This is a genomic window from Lysobacter auxotrophicus (genome assembly GCF_027924565.1).
Taxonomy (GTDB): Bacteria; Pseudomonadota; Gammaproteobacteria; order Xanthomonadales; family Xanthomonadaceae; genus Lysobacter_J; species Lysobacter_J auxotrophicus.
Map to the genome: position 1 here is coordinate 1,668,308 of NZ_AP027041.1, position 15,590 is coordinate 1,683,897.

General features: G+C 67.5%; 13 protein-coding genes. 1 reads left to right on the forward strand and 12 read right to left on the reverse strand.

What is annotated here, in order from left to right; translation table 11 throughout:
* Positions 1–13: 13 nt before the first annotated feature.
* From LA521A_RS07460 to purB, 10 genes are all read right to left on the reverse strand, one after another.
* Entirely contained in the window at positions 14–286 is a 273-nt protein-coding gene (locus tag LA521A_RS07460; RefSeq protein ID WP_343226712.1) for a GIY-YIG nuclease family protein, read from the reverse strand.
* Between the two features lie 207 nt (positions 287–493).
* Entirely contained in the window at positions 494–1,087 is a 594-nt protein-coding gene (locus LA521A_RS07465; RefSeq protein ID WP_281781667.1) for an LOG family protein, read from the reverse strand.
* A gap of 31 nt (positions 1,088–1,118) precedes the next feature.
* Positions 1,119–1,949: a class I SAM-dependent methyltransferase gene (locus LA521A_RS07470; protein WP_281781668.1), complete on the reverse strand. Its 831-nt coding sequence runs from the start codon at positions 1,947–1,949 to the stop codon at positions 1,119–1,121.
* Between the two features lie 100 nt (positions 1,950–2,049).
* Positions 2,050–3,492, reverse strand: coding sequence for a dihydrolipoyl dehydrogenase (lpdA, locus tag LA521A_RS07475; protein ID WP_281781669.1), 1,443 nt, complete (start codon positions 3,490–3,492; stop codon positions 2,050–2,052).
* Positions 3,493–3,589: 97 nt separating this feature from the next.
* The gene (sucB, locus tag LA521A_RS07480; RefSeq protein WP_281781670.1) at positions 3,590–4,819 is read right to left on the reverse strand and encodes a dihydrolipoyllysine-residue succinyltransferase; all 1,230 of its coding nucleotides are present in this window, start codon (positions 4,817–4,819) and stop codon (positions 3,590–3,592) included.
* Positions 4,820–4,916: 97 nt separating this feature from the next.
* Positions 4,917–7,748: a 2-oxoglutarate dehydrogenase E1 component gene (locus LA521A_RS07485; protein WP_281781671.1), complete on the reverse strand. Its 2,832-nt coding sequence runs from the start codon at positions 7,746–7,748 to the stop codon at positions 4,917–4,919.
* A gap of 243 nt (positions 7,749–7,991) precedes the next feature.
* The gene (locus tag LA521A_RS07490) at positions 7,992–8,900 is read right to left on the reverse strand and encodes a GNAT family N-acetyltransferase (RefSeq protein ID WP_281781672.1); all 909 of its coding nucleotides are present in this window, start codon (positions 8,898–8,900) and stop codon (positions 7,992–7,994) included.
* Entirely contained in the window at positions 8,897–10,180 is a 1,284-nt protein-coding gene (locus LA521A_RS07495; RefSeq protein ID WP_425494576.1) for a ribosomal protein uL16 3-hydroxylase, read from the reverse strand. The genes LA521A_RS07490 and LA521A_RS07495 overlap by 4 nt, the downstream gene beginning before the upstream one ends.
* Positions 10,177–10,578 carry a VOC family protein gene (locus tag LA521A_RS07500; protein WP_281781673.1) on the reverse strand — a complete coding sequence of 134 codons (402 nt, stop codon included), beginning with the start codon at positions 10,576–10,578 and terminating at the stop codon, positions 10,177–10,179. Before LA521A_RS07500 ends, LA521A_RS07495 begins: the two co-directional genes overlap by 4 nt.
* 451 nt (positions 10,579–11,029) lie before the next feature.
* On the reverse strand, positions 11,030–12,400 hold the full coding sequence (gene purB, locus LA521A_RS07505; RefSeq protein WP_281781674.1) for an adenylosuccinate lyase: 1,371 nt from the start codon (positions 12,398–12,400) through the stop codon (positions 11,030–11,032).
* A 143-nt stretch (positions 12,401–12,543) separates the two neighbouring features.
* On the opposite strand from purB, the gene LA521A_RS07510 reads away from it, so the two are divergent.
* Positions 12,544–13,971, forward strand: a complete 1,428-nt coding sequence (locus tag LA521A_RS07510) for a class II fumarate hydratase (protein WP_281781675.1) — start codon at positions 12,544–12,546, stop codon at positions 13,969–13,971.
* 53 nt (positions 13,972–14,024) lie between these two features.
* On the opposite strand, the gene LA521A_RS07515 is transcribed toward LA521A_RS07510, so the two are convergent.
* A complete protein-coding gene (locus LA521A_RS07515) occupies positions 14,025–14,708 on the reverse strand; it encodes a YggN family protein (protein ID WP_281781676.1) in 684 nt (227 codons plus the stop codon).
* Positions 14,709–14,740: 32 nt separating this feature from the next.
* On the reverse strand, positions 14,741–15,574 hold the full coding sequence (locus tag LA521A_RS07520) for a DUF4097 family beta strand repeat-containing protein (RefSeq protein ID WP_281781677.1): 834 nt from the start codon (positions 15,572–15,574) through the stop codon (positions 14,741–14,743).
* Positions 15,575–15,590: the final 16 nt, after the last annotated feature.

Below are 15,590 nucleotides of genomic sequence, written 5' to 3' on the forward strand. Positions count from 1 at the left end.
ATGTGGAGCCGTGTCAGAGGATATCGGGAGAAAGGTCGCGCCATTGTGGATTCGTGGATTCGATGAGCTGGATTTTCCAGCTGCGGCGCCATTCCTTGATGCGCTTCTCGCGACGAATGCCTTCGACGATGGATTCGTGTGGTTCGAACCAGACCAGCGTGTGTACACCGTACCGCCGGGTGAAACCAGGCACCACGTTGGTCACGTGCTGATGGATGCGCTGGACGAGGTCTCCGGTTACACCCACGTATAGCGTGCCGTTGCGTTGGCTTGCCAGGATGTACACGCATGGATGCATCACCACTTTTAGCTCCGTCATCCCGGCGAACGCCGGGACCCAGGCTCGTAGCGTGCAACGTTGCGCAAGCCCCGCTCTATCGGAAAGTGCCGCGAGAGCGCGTCGGGTTTGCGAGGTCCCCGGCCTGGGTCCCGGCGTTCGCCGGGATGACGGCTTTTCTTTTAGTAGGTCACCGCCCGAGCGGGTGACCTCTCCTCACCGCATCGCCCCACGCCGCTTCTCATCCATCCACTTGTCCGCCTGCGCGGGCTTGTACGCCTGCATCCAGGCGAGCATCGCGTCCATGTCGTCGCCGTGCCACAGGTCGTCGCGCTGGTCGGGGTGCAGGAAGCGTTCGGCAACCATGCGGTCGAGCATGCCCATCAGCGGCGAATAGAAGCCGTCGACGTCGAAGAACGCGCACGGCTTGTCGCCGATGCCGAGCTGGCGCCAGGTGAGCATCTCGAACATTTCATCCAGCGTGCCGAAGCCGCCGGGCAGGGCGACGAAACCGTCGGACAGATCGAACATGCGCGCCTTGCGCTCGTGCATGGAGCCGACGACTTCCAGGCGTGTCAGGCCCTTGTGCGCGACTTCCCAGTTGACCAGTTGCTCGGGAATCACGCCGACCACCTCGCCGCCCGCCGCGAGCACCGAATCGGCGACCACGCCCATCAGGCCGACATTGCCGCCGCCGTAGACCAGCGTGATGCCGTCCTTCGCCAAGCGCGTGCCGAGGGCGATGGCACGTTCGGTGTAGATCGGCCTGGAGCCGGAGTTGGAGCCGCAGTAGACGCAAAGGGAACGCATGGTTTGAACTCGCTGGGGTCGTGGTTCTGGATCAGTTGGCGTGCATCAGCACGATGCCGGACATGCGACGCATCTCCTCACGTTTGCGCGCAGGCTGGAGGCGGTCGAGCAGCTTCCACAGCCAGATGTTCGGCATGGTGCGATCAAGGCGCAGCGATTCGTCCCAGGTCGAACGGAACTCGCTTTCCTTCCAGCCATGCGGCGCGAAGAACGCCGTGCCTTCGGCCGGCCCGAAGCGGAACGGCGCGTTGCCCGCATTGAGTTGCGGCTGCCAGCGGCGCTTGAGCATCTTCAGCAGGCGCGGCGAGGCGAGGTCGGTCAACCACCATCGCGCGTGGGCGATGTCGTGCAGGTCGGCGGCGAGTTCGGACACGTTCTCCGCCTCCAGGTAGACCAGCAGCCCCTCGGTGATCGCCAGCACCGGGCCATTTTCCGCAGCGCGGGCGAACACATCGCGTCGCGTCTGCGCATCACGCAGGTCCGCGCCGATGTATTCGACCTCGCAGCGCGGCGTTTCGCCGGCCATCTGTTCGCGGAAGTCGGCCACGGAGTCGGGCAGGTCGACGTGCATCCAGCGCAGCGTCGGCGGCAACGGCAAGCGGTACGCACGCGCGTCCAGCCCGGCCGCGAGGTTGAGCACGGTTGCCGCGCCGTCGCGCACGCAGCGCATGACGATCTCGTCCATCACCGCGGTGCGCACGACCATCGGCCAGCTCATCGACGCGCCGCGCGGCATCGCGCGCACGATCGCCTCGCCGCGCGCGCCGCCGAGCCGTCGCGCGTAGGGATCGTGGAAGAGGGCGTCCGGGCGTTCGCTTTCCATCGCGCGATAGATCGCGACCCAGGCGGCGGTATCGGACACGTTGCGGATCGGAGTGCCGGTCACGGTGACCCCCAAAAACAAAAGGCCGCCAGCACCGTGAAGTGATGGCGGCCCGGTTGCGGCGCGAGGCCGGTCGCGATCAGTTCGCCTTGTGGATGGCGCGCTTGGAGACGGCCATCGCGGCGTCGTGGATCGCTTCCGACAGCGTCGGATGCGCGTGGCAGATGCGGGCGAGGTCGTCGGCCGAACCCTTGAACTCCATCGCCAGCACGCCTTCGTGGACGAGTTCGGACACGCCGACGCCCACCAGGTGCATGCCGAGGATCAGGTCGGTTTCCTCGTGCGCGATGACCTTCACGAAGCCCGCCGGCTCGCCCATGGCGACGGCGCGCGCGATGGCCGCGAACGGGAAGGTGCCAACCTTGTACGGCGTGCCTTCGGCCTTGAGCTGCTGCTCGGTCTTGCCGACCCAGGCGATTTCCGGCTCGGTGTAGATGACCCACGGAATCGTGTCGAGGTTGACGTGGCCCGGCAGGCCGGCGATGAGTTCGGCCACCGCGATGCCTTCCTCGAAGCCCTTGTGCGCTAGCATCGGGCCGCGCACGCAGTCGCCCACGGCCCACACGCCATCGACGCCGGTGTGGCAGTGCTCGTCGACTTCGATCATGCCGCGCTGGTCCAGCTTCACGCCGGTGCCTTCGGCCAGCAGGCCGCGCGTGGCGGCGCGGCGGCCGACGGAGACGAGCAGCTTGTCGACGGTGAGCGTCTTCTCGCCTTCGGCGTCGGTGTAGGTGATGAGGACTTCCTTCGCCTTGCCCTTGCCGGTGATTTCGGTGTTGCTGACCTTCGCGCCGAGCTTGATCTCCAGGCCCTGCTTCTTGAATTCCTTCGCGGCGGCCTTGGCGACCTCGGCGTCGGCGGCGGCGAGGAAGTCCGGCAGCGCCTCCAGAATCGTGACTTCCGCGCCAAGGCGCTTCCACACGCTGCCCAGTTCCAGGCCGATCACGCCGGCGCCGATCACGCCCAGGCGCTTGGGCACGGCGGTGAAGTCCAGCGCGCCGACGTTGTCGACGATGTTCTCGCCGTCGAACTTGGCGAACGGCAGTTCGATCGAATCCGAACCGGCGGCGAGGATCACGTTGGTGCCCTTGAGCTCCACCGTGCTGCCGTCGTGCTGCTTGACCGTGACGACGTTGCCCGGCTGCAGCTGGCCGAAGCCGTAGAACGGCGTGATCTTGTTCGCCTTGAACAGCATCGCGATGCCGCCGGTGAACTGCTTCACGATCTTGTCCTTGCGGCCGATCATCGTGGCGACGTCGATCTTCGCGTCCTTCGCCGTGATGCCGTGCTCGCCGAACAGGTGGCCGAGGTTGTAGAACTGGCGCGAGCTGTCCAGCAGCGCCTTCGACGGCACGCAACCCACGCGCAGGCAGGTGCCGCCGAGCGCCGGCTTGCCGTCCTTGCCGAGCGCGGCGTCGATGCACGCGGTCTTCAGGCCCAGCTGGGCGGCGCGGATGGCCGCGTGGTAACCGGCCGGGCCGGCGCCGATGACGATGACGTCGAATTGCTGCTGTTCGCTCATTTCTTTTCTCGGGAATGGGGAATGGGGAGTAGGGAATCGGAAGGTCGGGAGTGGGGCGGGTTGCGATTCCCGATTCCCCATTCCCGATTCCGTCTTCTTACATTCCCAGCAGCATGCGGTGCGGGTTCTCGAGCTGGTTCTTGATGTCGACCAGGAACAGCACGGCGTCCTTGCCGTCGATGATGCGGTGGTCGTAGGACAGCGCGATGTACATCATCGGCGCGGCGACGACCTGGCCGTTCTCGACGATCGCGCGCTCCTTGATGGCGTGCATGCCGAGGATCGCGCTCTGCGGCGGGTTCACGATCGGGGTGGACATCAGCGAACCGAAGGTGCCGCCGTTGGTGATGGTGAAGGTGCCGCCCTGGAGGTCGTCCAGGCCGAGCTTGCCGTCGCGCGCCTTCTTGGCGTAGTCGGCGATGCCCTTCTCGATGTCGGCGAAGCCCATGCGCTCGACGTTGCGCAGCACCGGCGTGACCAGGCCCTTGTCGGTCGACACGGCGATCGAGATGTCGGCGTAGCCGTGATAGATGATGTCGTTGCCGTCGACCGAGGCGTTGACCACCGGGTGCTTCTGCAGCGCGTTGGCGGCGGCCTTGGCGAAGAAGCTCATGAAGCCCAGCTTGATGCCGTTGGCCTTCTCGAACTGCTCGCCCAGCTCCTTGCGCATGGCCATGACCTTGCCCAGGTTGACCTCGTTGAACGAGGTGAGCATGGCGATGGAGTTCTTCGACTGCATCAGGCGCTCGGCGATGCGCGCGCGGATGCGGGTCATCGGCACGCGCTCTTCCGGACGCGCGCCACCGGCGACGCCACCGGTCTTGCCCGAGGCGTAGTTGACCAGGTCTTCCTTGGTCACCGCGCCGCGACGGCCGGTGCCTTCCACCTGCGACGGATCGATGCCCTGCGTGACGGCGGTGAAGCGCGCGCCCGGCGGGAGCTGGTCGACGCCGCCGGCGGCCTTGGTGGCTTCGGCCGCGGCGGCCTTCGGGGTCACCGGCTGGGCTTCGGCGGTCGTGGCGGCGACGTTCTTGGCGTCGATCGAGGCCTTGTCGGCCTTGGCTTCCGGCGCCGGCGCGGCGGCGGCCGCGCCTTCCTCGACGACGGCGATCAGCTGCTGGCTGGTCACCGTGTCGCCTTCCTTGAACTTGATTTCCTTGATCACGCCGTCGACGGGCGAGGGCACCTCGAGCACGACCTTGTCGGTCTCCAGGTCGACGATGTTCTCGTCGCGCTTGACGGCATCGCCGACCTTCTTGTGCCAGGTCGCGATGGTGGCGTCGGAGACGGACTCGGGCAGAACGGGGACTTTGATCTCGGTGCTCATGGGGCGCGCATCCTGGATGACTTGATCGGTGTTCGAGTTTGGGGTTCGAAGGTCGGACGCTGGCGGGTCGTGTTCGACCACCCGCCAGCTACCGGCTTCATTCGGCGGTGATTTCGCCGCGCAGCGGGTTCTTCAGTGCATCGGCGACCAGCGCGGCCTGCTCGGCGACGTGGTCGGCGAGGTGACCGGCGGCCGGCGACGGCGAGCGCGCGCGACCTGCGTAATGCAGCGTCTGGCCCGACTGCAGGCAGGCGGCCAGGTGGTGGCGGATCTGGTACCACGCGCCCTGGTTCTGCGGCTCTTCCTGGCACCACACCACGTCGGTGGCGTTCTTGAAGCGCGCAAGCTCGGCCTGCAGCATCGCGCGCGGGAACGGATAGAGCTGCTCGACGCGCAGGATCGCGACGTCCTCGACGCCCTGCTTCTGCTGTTCTTCCAGCAGGTCGTAGTAGACCTTGCCGCCGCAGACGACGACGCGCTTGACCTTCTTCACGTCCGCCGAGGCGTCCGGGATCAGGTGCTGGAACTCGCCCTTGGCCAGTTCGTCCAGCGTCGACACCGCGAGCTTGTGGCGCAGCAGCGACTTGGGCGTCATGACCACCAGCGGCTTGCGCGTGGTCATGCGCATCTGGCGGCGGATCATGTGATACGCCTGCGCCGGGGTGGTGGGCGTGCAGACGATCATGTTCTCCAGCGCGCACAGCTGCAGGAAGCGCTCAAGGCGCGCGGAGGAGTGCTCTGGGCCCTGGCCTTCGTAGCCGTGCGGCAGGAACAGCGCCAGGCCGCACAGGCGACCCCACTTGGCCTCGCCGGAGGACAGGAACTGGTCGATCACCACCTGCGCGCCATTGGCGAAGTCGCCGAACTGCGCTTCCCAGATGTCCAGCGTCATGGGATCGGCCGTGGCGTAGCCGTATTCGAAGCCCATCACCGCTTCCTCGCTGAGCAGCGAGTCGATGATGGTCACGTCGGTCGGGTTCTTCACCAGGCGGCGCAGCGGCAGGACGTACTCGTCGTTGCTCTGCTCGTGCAGGATCGCGTGGCGGTGGAAGAACGTGCCGCGACCGCAGTCCTGGCCGACCAGGCGCAGCTTGTAGCCTTCGTCCAGCAGCGTGGCGTAGGCGAGGTTCTCCGCGAAGCCCCAGTCGCCCGGCTGCTCACCGGCGGACATCTTGCGGCGGTCCTCGTAGATCTTCGCCACGCGCGGGTGCAGCTTGAGGTCGGCCGGCACGTCGTTGATGGTGGCGGCGAGCTTGTCGAGCTTCTTGCGGTCGAACGTGGTGTCCACCGGGTCGGTGAGCTTGCCCGAGAGGTACTTCGACCAGTCGATGGTGAACTCGTCCGGCTTCACTTCGACCACTTCGGTGGTGACCACGCCGTCGTCGAGCTTCTGGCGGTAGCCGTCGACCAGCGCCTGCGCCTCGTCGGCGCTGAGCGTGCCTTCGGCGACGAGCTGCTGCGCGTAGAGTTCGCGCGGCGTCTTGTGCTTGCGGATGACCTGGTACATCACCGGCTGCGTCGCCGCCGGCTCGTCGGCCTCGTTGTGGCCGTGGCGGCGGTAGCAGACCAGGTCGATGACCACGTCCTTGCCGAACGCGTTGCGGAAGTCCAGCGCCAGCTCGGCGCAGAACACGACCGCTTCCGGGTTGTCGCCGTTCACGTGCAGCACCGGCGCGCCGACCATCTTGGCCACGTCCGTGCAGTACAGCGTCGAACGCGCGTCCTGCATCGCGCTGGTGGTGAAGCCCACCTGGTTGTTGATGACGATGTGCACCGTGCCGCCGACGCGGAAACCGCGTGCCTGCGACATCTGGAACAGCTCCATCACCACGCCCTGGCCGGCGAACGCGGCGTCGCCGTGGATCAGGATCGGCAGCACCTGCTGCGCGCCCTTCTCGCCGCGACGCGACTGGCGCGAACGCACGGAGCCGGCGACGACCGGGTCGACGATTTCCAGGTGCGACGGGTTGAACGCCAGCGCCAGGTGCACCGGGCCGCCCGGGGTGGCGACGTCGGCGGAGAAGCCCATGTGGTACTTCACGTCGCCCTGGTGGGCGAGGTCGCTGTGGACGTGCTCGAACTTGCCTTCGAACTCGTCGAACAGGTGGCGCGGCGGCTTGCCGAGCGTGTTGATCAGGACGTTGAGGCGGCCGCGGTGGGCCATGCCGATCACGACGTCCTTCGCACCCTGCTCGCCGGCGCGGCGGATCGTGGTGTCCATCAGCGGGATCAGCGCATCGCCGCCTTCCAGCGAGAAGCGCTTCTGGCCGACGTACTTGGTGCCCAGGTAGCGTTCCAGGCCATCGGCGGCCGTCAGGCGCTCCAGGATCCGCTTCTTGTCCTCGGCGGTGCGGCCGAACTTGCCGCCGGCCTTCTCCAGGCGCTCATACAGCCAGCGACGCTGTTCGGCGTCGGAGATGTGCATGAACTCGGCGCCGATCGGGCCGGTGTAGGTGGCCTTGAGCAGGGCGAACAGGTCGCCGAGCTTCATGCGGTCGTTGCCGCCCACGCCGCCGGTGCTGAACTCGGCGTTGAGGTCGTTGTTGGTGAGCTGGTGGAACGCCAGGTCGAGGTCCGGCGCGTCCGGCTTCTGCCACAGGCCCAGCGGGTCGATGTTGGCGCCCAGGTGGCCGCGCGAGCGGTAGGCCGTGATCAGGCGGCCGACGTGGCGCTCGCGCTCATCGCCGGCACCGGCTGCGACCGAAACCACGCCGCGGGCGGCCTGGCGGCCGGCTTCGGCGATCTGCTCGATCACCGCCGAATGCGGGATGTCGCCGGCCTCGCGACCCTTGAAGCCGTCGAAATACGCCTTCCATTTGGGATCGACACTGTCGGGTGCAACCAGGTACTGCTCGTACAGGTCTTCGACGAAAGCGGCGTTGGCGCCGAGCTGGGAGGACTGGGAGAACTGCTTCAGGAGACTGTCCACGATGGCGATCGGGAAACTCGGTGGGGAAAGGCGGAGTGAGCCTGGATTGCACGAGCTCGGCTATTCAGGCGCCAAGATTCGGAATTATAGCCCTTGGCCGCGGACAAACGCCTAACACCAACGTCGAAGTGCGGTTGCGGGCCGATAGCGAAAAGCGGCCCGGAGCGCGTGATCGCCCCGGGCCCGTGAATAGCGTTTGGGCATGTGCCGCCCGTTCAAGGGCGCGCGCGGGACGGGATCCGTTCAGATCCCGAGCGCCCGGTACTCGGTGCAGGGACGTGCCCGCTCCCAGACCGGCGCGAAATGGGCGCGGAGCTGGCGGGCGCGCGCTTCGTCGTCCAAGCGGGTTTCGCCATCGAAGCGGTGGCCGAGCGTGCGGAAGTACCAGCCGCCCCGGTCGCCCACGACGTAGGCCGATGCGTAATCGCGATCGACCGGCTCCTCGACGGCGCGGAAGGCGAACGCGCTCGGCAATCGCTGGGACAGGCCGATCAGCGGGGCGAGTGCGCGTCGCGGCGCCTCGGGATCGTGCAGCAGCACGCGCACCTCGCCGCCGCCGACCGCAAAACGGCGCAGCGCGGCCATCGCCTCGGGCGTGTCGAGCAGGCCGGGATCGAGGTCGCGGCTGTAGACCAGCAGCTGCCGGCGCGCCCCGTCGATCACGCCCAGCAGGGCGGCGAGGCCGGCGTCGCGGCGCAGGACCGGATTGACGCCGCCGAGCACGAGCCGCATCGACTGGTGGTCCAGGCCCGCCTCGACGAAGCGCCCGCCATACGGAAGGAAGCCCTGCCGCGCGTAGAACGCCATCGCCTTCACCTGCGCGTGCAGGGTGACCTCGTTCCAGCGCAGCGCCTGCGCCTGCGCGAGCAGCGCCTTGAGCAGCGCCTCGCCGACCCGTCGGTTGCGCCACTGCGGCAGCACCGCCATCCGGCCGATGCGGCGGTCCGGCGTGAGCCGGCCGGTGCCGATCGGCCGACCATCCGCATCGCGCGCGAGGACGTGCCGGCTCAGCGGGTCCAGTGCGTCGCGTTCGATCTCCACCGGGACACCCTGTTCCTGCACGAACACGGCGTCGCGAACGGCGCGCAGCTCGGCGGCGGCCTGTTCGAAGGCGACCGCTTCGACGTGGAACACGGCATCGGCGCGGCTCATTCCTCTTCGTCCGGCAGCGCGAGGTTGTAATGGCCCGACTGGATCAGGGTCTGCACGAGGTCGCGACCGGCCTCCGACAGCGCGGCGTAGGCGGCACCGTCGAGCTGCGCGGCGTCGGCGATCAGCGCCGCATCCTCGGCGGGCAGGGCATGGTCCTGGCCGCTGACGAAGAGCCGCGCGGGCTCGCCCTTGCGATGTGCGCGCCGCCACGCCATGCGCGAGTACGGATGGCGGTACAGGCTCGCGCCGTGTTCCAGGTCCCATTCGATCTCGATGCGCGAGCGCGGCTCGCCGCCTCCGTGCACTTCGCCGCCGGCGCGGTACACGGTGATGAAACGGCCGAACCAGTCGCCGAGGCGATCGGGATCGTTCATGCGCAGCAGGTTCAGCGCTTCGACGGCGCGGTTCATTGCCGCCACGTCGATCTCGTTGGGGTCGGCCGCGGGCGCGAGGTCCGGATCGGTGTAGCGCAGCGCATCGTCGGCATCGGCCGCGAGGGTGTCGACGAAATCCCCCAGCAGTTCCGCCGCCGACGGCGCGCGCATGCCGACGGAGAAGGTGAGGCACGCGTCTTCGGCCACGCCGTTGTGCGGCACGCCGGGCGGCAGGTACAGCATGTCGCCCGGGCCGAGCACCCAGTCGTGCGTCGCGTTGAACTCGCGCAGCAGCTTGAGCTCGACGTCGGGGCGGAAGTCCAGCGGCGGATTGGCACTGGCGTCGATCTGCCAGCGACGATGCCCGTACGCCTGCAGCAGGAACACGTCGTACTGGTCCACGTGCGCGCCGACCGAACCGCCCGGCGCGGCAAAGGAAATCATGACGTCGTCGATGCGCCAGCGCGGCAGGAAGCGGAAATGCTCCAGCAGCGCGGCGATGTCGGGATCCCACTTGTCGACGTCCTGCACCAGCAACGTCCAGTCCTGGTGCGGCATGCCGGGGAATTCGTCTTCCTCGAACGGGCCGTGCCGTACCGTCCAGCCGTCGTTGGCGCGATCGTGCATGACGATGCGCGACAGCGCGGTTTCCTCGCAGGCGAGGCCGGCGAGGTCTTCGGGCTGCACCGGCGTGTCGAAATCCGGAAACGCATTGCGAATCAGCAGCGGGCGCTTTTGCCAGTAGTCGCGCAGGAAGCGCTCCGGCGTCATGCCCAGCGGCGGCAGCGAGCGGGCATCGATCTCGATGGGGAGTTCGGCACGCGCGGCCTTGGCGGTCTTCGCGGAGGCGATCTTCTTCGGTGCGGCCTTCTTGGACGCGGTCTTGGATGCGGTCTTTCGGGTCATGGCGTGGCGATTTCGTCGTAGCCGCGGCCGAGGAACTGCAGCAGGCACCAGCCGTGTCCGAATGGATCGGCGAGGGTGACGATGCGGCCCCAGTTGGCCTGGCGGATGGGGGAATCCTGCGTGGCGCCGGCGGCGAGGGCGCGTGCGAGCGCGGCGTCGAGGTCGTCGACCACCACGTCGCAGTGCACGGGCGTCCAGTGGCGGGCGTAGTCGCGTTGCGACCGCCCGGCGCCGGCGCTGCCGGCGTCCTTGCGCAGCAGGTACAGGGGAGATGCGAAGCCGAGCAGTTCCAGCACGTCGGCGCCGAGGCGGCGCGCGGGCGTCAACCCGAACGCGCCGGTGTAGAAGGCTTCCGCCTCGTCCAGATCCGGCACGTCGATGTTGACGAGCAGTTTCATGGCGTGATCTTCCTCTCCCAGAACTGGAGGACGCGGCTAGCTAACGTCCTGGCGTCTATCGATCCGTCAACGCCAAGTAGACCGGCCTCCTCTTCGTCCAAATGGACAAGAAGTGGTTCGGCAAAGTATCCCTCTTCGACGTATCCCTTAGCGACATATCGGGACTTCTCGACGTTCAAGACGGAACTGTGGCGTCTGTCTTTCGTACGGAAGTGCTTAGCGCCGTTCGCTAGATGCGAAGTGACCCGAAGAATTGCATTTTCTTGACGCAGAGCGCTCCGCGCATTTTTGTCGTCTGGGTATAGCCAATCGATGATGTGTTCGGCCGTTACGAAAAAATCAAAGGCCGCGTATTGGTCCTCAGGGTCGTCACCCATACGCGCCCAGTCATGACGCAGCTTCAGTAGCAAATCGTCAGGCGTGTTCAGCTCAGCGAACCCTGAAAATGACATTAGATCTCGCGCGCGAGGCGTTCGGCGAGGCCCACGTAGCTGCCCGGCGTCATGTCGAGCAGGCGCTGCTTGTCGGCGGCCGGCAGCTCCAGCGTGCCGATGAACTCGCGCATCGACGCCTCGTTGATGCCCTGGCCGCGGGTCAGCGCCTTGAGCTGTTCGTACGGGTTCGGCAGGCCGTGGCGGCGCATCACCGTCTGCACGGCTTCGGCGAGGACTTCCCATGCGGCATCGAGGTCTTCGGCCAGGCGCTGCGGGTTGGCGCTGAGCTTGCCCAGGCCGCGCAACAGGGCATCGAAGCCGATCAGCGCGTGGCCGAACGCGGTGCCGAGCGCGCGTAGCACCGTCGAATCGGTGAGGTCGCGCTGCCAACGGCTGATCGGCAGCTTCGCCGCGAAATGCTCGAACAGCGCGTTGGCGACGCCGAAGTTGCCCTCGGCGTTCTCGAAGTCGATCGGGTTGACCTTGTGCGGCATGGTCGAGGAACCGACTTCACCGGCCTTCACCGCCTGCTTGAAATAGCCCAGCGAGATGTAGCCCCACACGTCGCGGCACAGGTCGATCGCGATGGTGTCGATGCGGCGCTGCGCGTCGCAGATCTCGGCGATGCCGTCGTGCGGCTCGATCTGCGTGGTGTACGGCTGCCAGTTCAGGCCCAGCGAATGCACGAAGCGCTCGGAGAACGCCGGCCAGTCGATGTCCGGATAGGACGCGACGTGCGCGTTGTAGTTGCCGACCGCGCCGTTGATCTTGCCCGGCATGCGCGCCGCGGCGAGCGTTTCGCCCTGGCGCTGCAGGCGCGCGACGACGTTCGCGATTTCCTTGCCGACCGTGGTCGGCGAGGCGGTCTGGCCGTGGGTGCGCGACAGCATCGGCAGCGCGGCGTGTTCGTGCGCCATCGCACGCAGCGTCTGGATCAGGTCGTCGAGCTTGGGCAGCAGCACGTACTGGCGCGCCTCGTTGAGCATCAGCGCGTAGCTGAGATTGTTGATGTCCTCCGACGTGCAGGCGAAGTGCACGAATTCCAGCGCCGGGCCGAGCTCCGCGTCGTCCTTCAGGCGTTCCTTGATGAAGTATTCGACCGCCTTGACGTCGTGGTTGGTGGTGCGCTCGATCTCCTTGACGCGCGCGGCATCGGCCGGCGTCAGCGTGTCGACCAGCGCACGCAGGCGCGCGGCGGCGGCGTCGGAGAACGGTGCCAGTTCGACGATGCCCGGCTCGGCGGCCAGCGCCAGCAGCCATTCCACTTCCACCTTGATGCGCGCGCGGATCAGGCCGTACTCGGAGAAGATCGGGCGGAGCGCGTCGACCTTGCCGGCGTAGCGGCCATCGAGCGGGGAAAGGGCGAGCAGCTGGGCTTCAACGGACATGGCAGGCGTCTGGGGGCGATGGCGATGGCGGACCGCGATTCTACTACTCCCGCCCGGCGCGGCCCTTCGCAAGCGCCGGCCCGGGTGAAACGCGCGTAACGCGCCGGGCGTAAGCTGCGCGCATCCGAACCGGAGGACACCCGATGGCCAAGCAGGCCCGCCGCGACAGCGGCTTCCGTATCGAACGAGACAGCATGGGCGAGTTGCAGGTGCCCGCGCAGGCGCTGTGGGGCGCGCAGACGCAGCGGGCCGTGCAGAACTTCCCGATTTCCGGCCGGCCGATGCCGCGGGAGTTCATCCGCGCGCTGGGCCTGATCAAGGCGGCGGCGGCGGAGGTCAACGGCGGGTTCGGGCTGCTGGGGAAGGGCGCCTCCCAGGCGATCCGCGCCGCCGCGCTGACCGTGGCCGCGGGCGAGCACGACGCGCAGTTCCCCATCGACGTGTTCCAGACCGGTTCGGGCACCTCGAGCAACATGAACGCCAACGAGGTCGTCGCCGCGCTGGCGAACGCCGGCGGCAAGGTCGCCAAGGCGATCCATCCGAACGATCACGTCAACCTGGGGCAGAGCTCGAACGACGTGATCCCCACGGCGATCCGCGTGAGCGCGCTCATCGCGACGAGCGAACAGCTGCTGCCAGCGCTCAAGCACCTGCGCCGCACGATCGAGCGCCAGGGCAAGGCGCTGGGCAAGATCACCAAGACCGGTCGCACGCACCTGATGGACGCGATGCCGCTGACGTTCGCGCAGGAATTCGGCGCGTGGGCGTCGCAGCTCGCGTCGGCGCAGGCGCGCATCGAGGATGCGCTGGGTCGCGTGCGCAGGTTGCCGATCGGCGGCACGGCGATCGGCACCGGCATCAACGCCGACGCGCGGTTCGGCAGAGCGATGGCGAAGTCGCTGTCGGCGCTGTCGGGCGTGAAGTTCGACTCGGCCGACGACAAGTTCGAGGGCATCGCCTCGCAGGACGATGCCGTGGAGCTGTCGGGCCAGTTGAACGCGCTGGCGGTCGCGCTGATGAAGATCGCCAACGACCTGCGCTGGATGAACTCCGGGCCGCTGGCGGGGCTGGGCGAGATCGAACTGCCGGCGCTGCAGCCGGGCAGTTCCATCATGCCGGGCAAGGTGAACCCGGTGATTCCCGAAGCGACGTGCATGGTGTGCGCGCAGGTGATGGGCCACCACACCGCGATCACCGTGGCGGGGCAGAGCGGCAATTTCCAGCTCAACGTGATGCTGCCGCTGATCGCCTACGACCTGCTCGATTCGATCCAGCTGCTGGGCAACGTCATGCGGCTGCTGGCGGACGACGCCATCGCCGGCTTGAAGCCGCGACCCGAGCGCGTTCGCGAGGCGCTGGACCGCAATCCGATCCTGGTCACCGCGCTCAATCCGATCATCGGGTACGAGAAGGCCGCCGCGATCGCCAAGCAGGCGTACAAGGAAGGCCGGCCGGTGCTGGAAGTCGCCGCCGAGTCGAGCGGGCTCTCGTCGAAACAGCTGCGCGAGCTGCTGGATCCGGCGGCGCTGACGCGCGGCGGGATCCATGAGGGAAGTGGTGGGGGCGGGTAAGCGGCCGCTTCCGCGCGTTGAGCCCCTCTCCCGAAGGTAGAGGGGCTAAAACATCACTGCTTCGTCGGCACCTCGGCCGCCTTCGCTGCTTCTTGCGCCGCGTCGGCCGCCGATGCCGCCACCGTCTCGCCCTTGTGCTTCGCGTCGGTGCGGCACTCGTCGATGTCGGCCTGCGTCATGTTCGCGTAAGGCTTGAACTCGGGCATCGCGGCGGCCAGGCGGTTCTGCGACTCCATCATTCCCGGCAGCGCATCGCACAGCGCCATCGCGGCATCTTCGACCTTCGACGCCTGCGCCTTCACGTTGCGCTCGATGTCTTCGTCCGAGCCGCCGGTGAACACGCTCTTCAGCGACTGGGTCACCGCCTGCGTGGCCAGGTCCGCGCTGTGCATGCCGATGGTGACGCCCGCGTTGGCGACCTCGATCACGTGGCCGCGATATTCCAGCAGTAGCGTGCGCTGCTGCGGCGTCACCGGCACCGGCTGGCCGTCGATGAGCAGGTCGCCCTTGGGCGAGATCTCCACGCGCTTTCCGCGGGTGCCGCTGTTGTTGACGCTGATGTTGCCTTCGGCGATTTCCTTCTTCGCCTTCGTCAGCGCCTTCTGCACGGCGCCGGAGACGACGCTTCCGGTGTCCGCCGCTTTCTGCGAGGCCTTTTGAGAAGGATTAGCGTCGCACGCGGCCAGCAGCGTGGCGCTGGACAGGGCCGCGGTGAGGGCGATGAGTCGCAGGGTCATGACGGACATCCTTGGAAGTTGGATGGAAGGGATCAGTCGTCGGCGGGCACGCTGACCGTGCCCTTCACGCCGCTGTGGTCGACGCCGCCACTGCCGACGCGGCGAACCGTGAGGTTGCCGGCGACGTCGTGCGCGTCGAGCCCGCCGGAGCCGATCTTCCCGGCGATGACGTTGCCGCCGACGCGCTGCGCTTCCAGCCCGCCGGAGCCGATGCTCTCGATGCTGACGTTGCCGCCGACCTCGCGCAGGTCGATGTCGCCCGATCCCACGCTGCCGATCTCGACGTTGGTCTTCACGCGACGCGCGGTGAGGTCGCCCGAACCGACGGACAGCACGTGCAGCGAACCGATCGTGTCCAGTTCGATGTCGCCGGAATTCACGTCCGCCGTGACCAGGCCGCGGATATTGCGGGCTTCGACATCGCCGGAACCGACGTCCGCGCTCAGCGCCGCCGCGCCGCTGACGCGCGCATCGCCCGAGCCGACGTCCAGCTGCACCAGCACGTTGTCCGGCACGGTCGCGTTGAGCGACAGGTAGGCGTAGTGCGATCCGCCGAAGTTGAAGTTGATCGTGTCGGCGCGCTTGGCCGTGACGATGATCTTGTCGCCCACGCGCTGCTGGGTGAGCGAGAGCTCCTTCAGCTTGTCAGCGTTGGAGGCGCAGGCCTTGCCCTGCACCGCGCCCTTCGCGCCGGGCGAGGCGGTGACGGTGAGGTCGTGCGGGCCGATGTCGAACATCACCGTCTTCACGCCGGAGAAGTCGAGCGTGAGGTTGCGCGGTTCGGAATGGCTGCATTCGTTGGCGAAGGCCTGGCCGGCGAACAGCGCGAAAGGAAGCAGGGCGAAGGCGAGGGTGGGCTTGCGCATGGTGGATCTCTCCGTG

What these genes read in the sequence shown, in the direction of transcription:
- LA521A_RS07490 (WP_281781672.1), bottom strand. Translation starts at nt 8,900, where the DNA reads ATGAGCCGCGCCGATGCCGTGTTCCACGTCGAAGCGGTCGCCTTCGAA.
- LA521A_RS07515 (WP_281781676.1), bottom strand. Translation starts at nt 14,708, where the DNA reads ATGACCCTGCGACTCATCGCCCTCACCGCGGCCCTGTCCAGCGCCACG.
- lpdA (WP_281781669.1), bottom strand. Translation starts at nt 3,492, where the DNA reads ATGAGCGAACAGCAGCAATTCGACGTCATCGTCATCGGCGCCGGCCCG.
- LA521A_RS07520 (WP_281781677.1), bottom strand. Translation starts at nt 15,574, where the DNA reads ATGCGCAAGCCCACCCTCGCCTTCGCCCTGCTTCCTTTCGCGCTGTTC.
- LA521A_RS07465 (WP_281781667.1), bottom strand. Translation starts at nt 1,087, where the DNA reads ATGCGTTCCCTTTGCGTCTACTGCGGCTCCAACTCCGGCTCCAGGCCG.
- sucB (WP_281781670.1), bottom strand. Translation starts at nt 4,819, where the DNA reads ATGAGCACCGAGATCAAAGTCCCCGTTCTGCCCGAGTCCGTCTCCGAC.
- LA521A_RS07495 (WP_425494576.1), bottom strand. Translation starts at nt 10,180, where the DNA reads ATGACCCGAAAGACCGCATCCAAGACCGCGTCCAAGAAGGCCGCACCG.
- purB (WP_281781674.1), bottom strand. Translation starts at nt 12,400, where the DNA reads ATGTCCGTTGAAGCCCAGCTGCTCGCCCTTTCCCCGCTCGATGGCCGC.
- LA521A_RS07510 (WP_281781675.1), top strand. Translation starts at nt 12,544, where the DNA reads ATGGCCAAGCAGGCCCGCCGCGACAGCGGCTTCCGTATCGAACGAGAC.
- LA521A_RS07500 (WP_281781673.1), bottom strand. Translation starts at nt 10,578, where the DNA reads ATGAAACTGCTCGTCAACATCGACGTGCCGGATCTGGACGAGGCGGAA.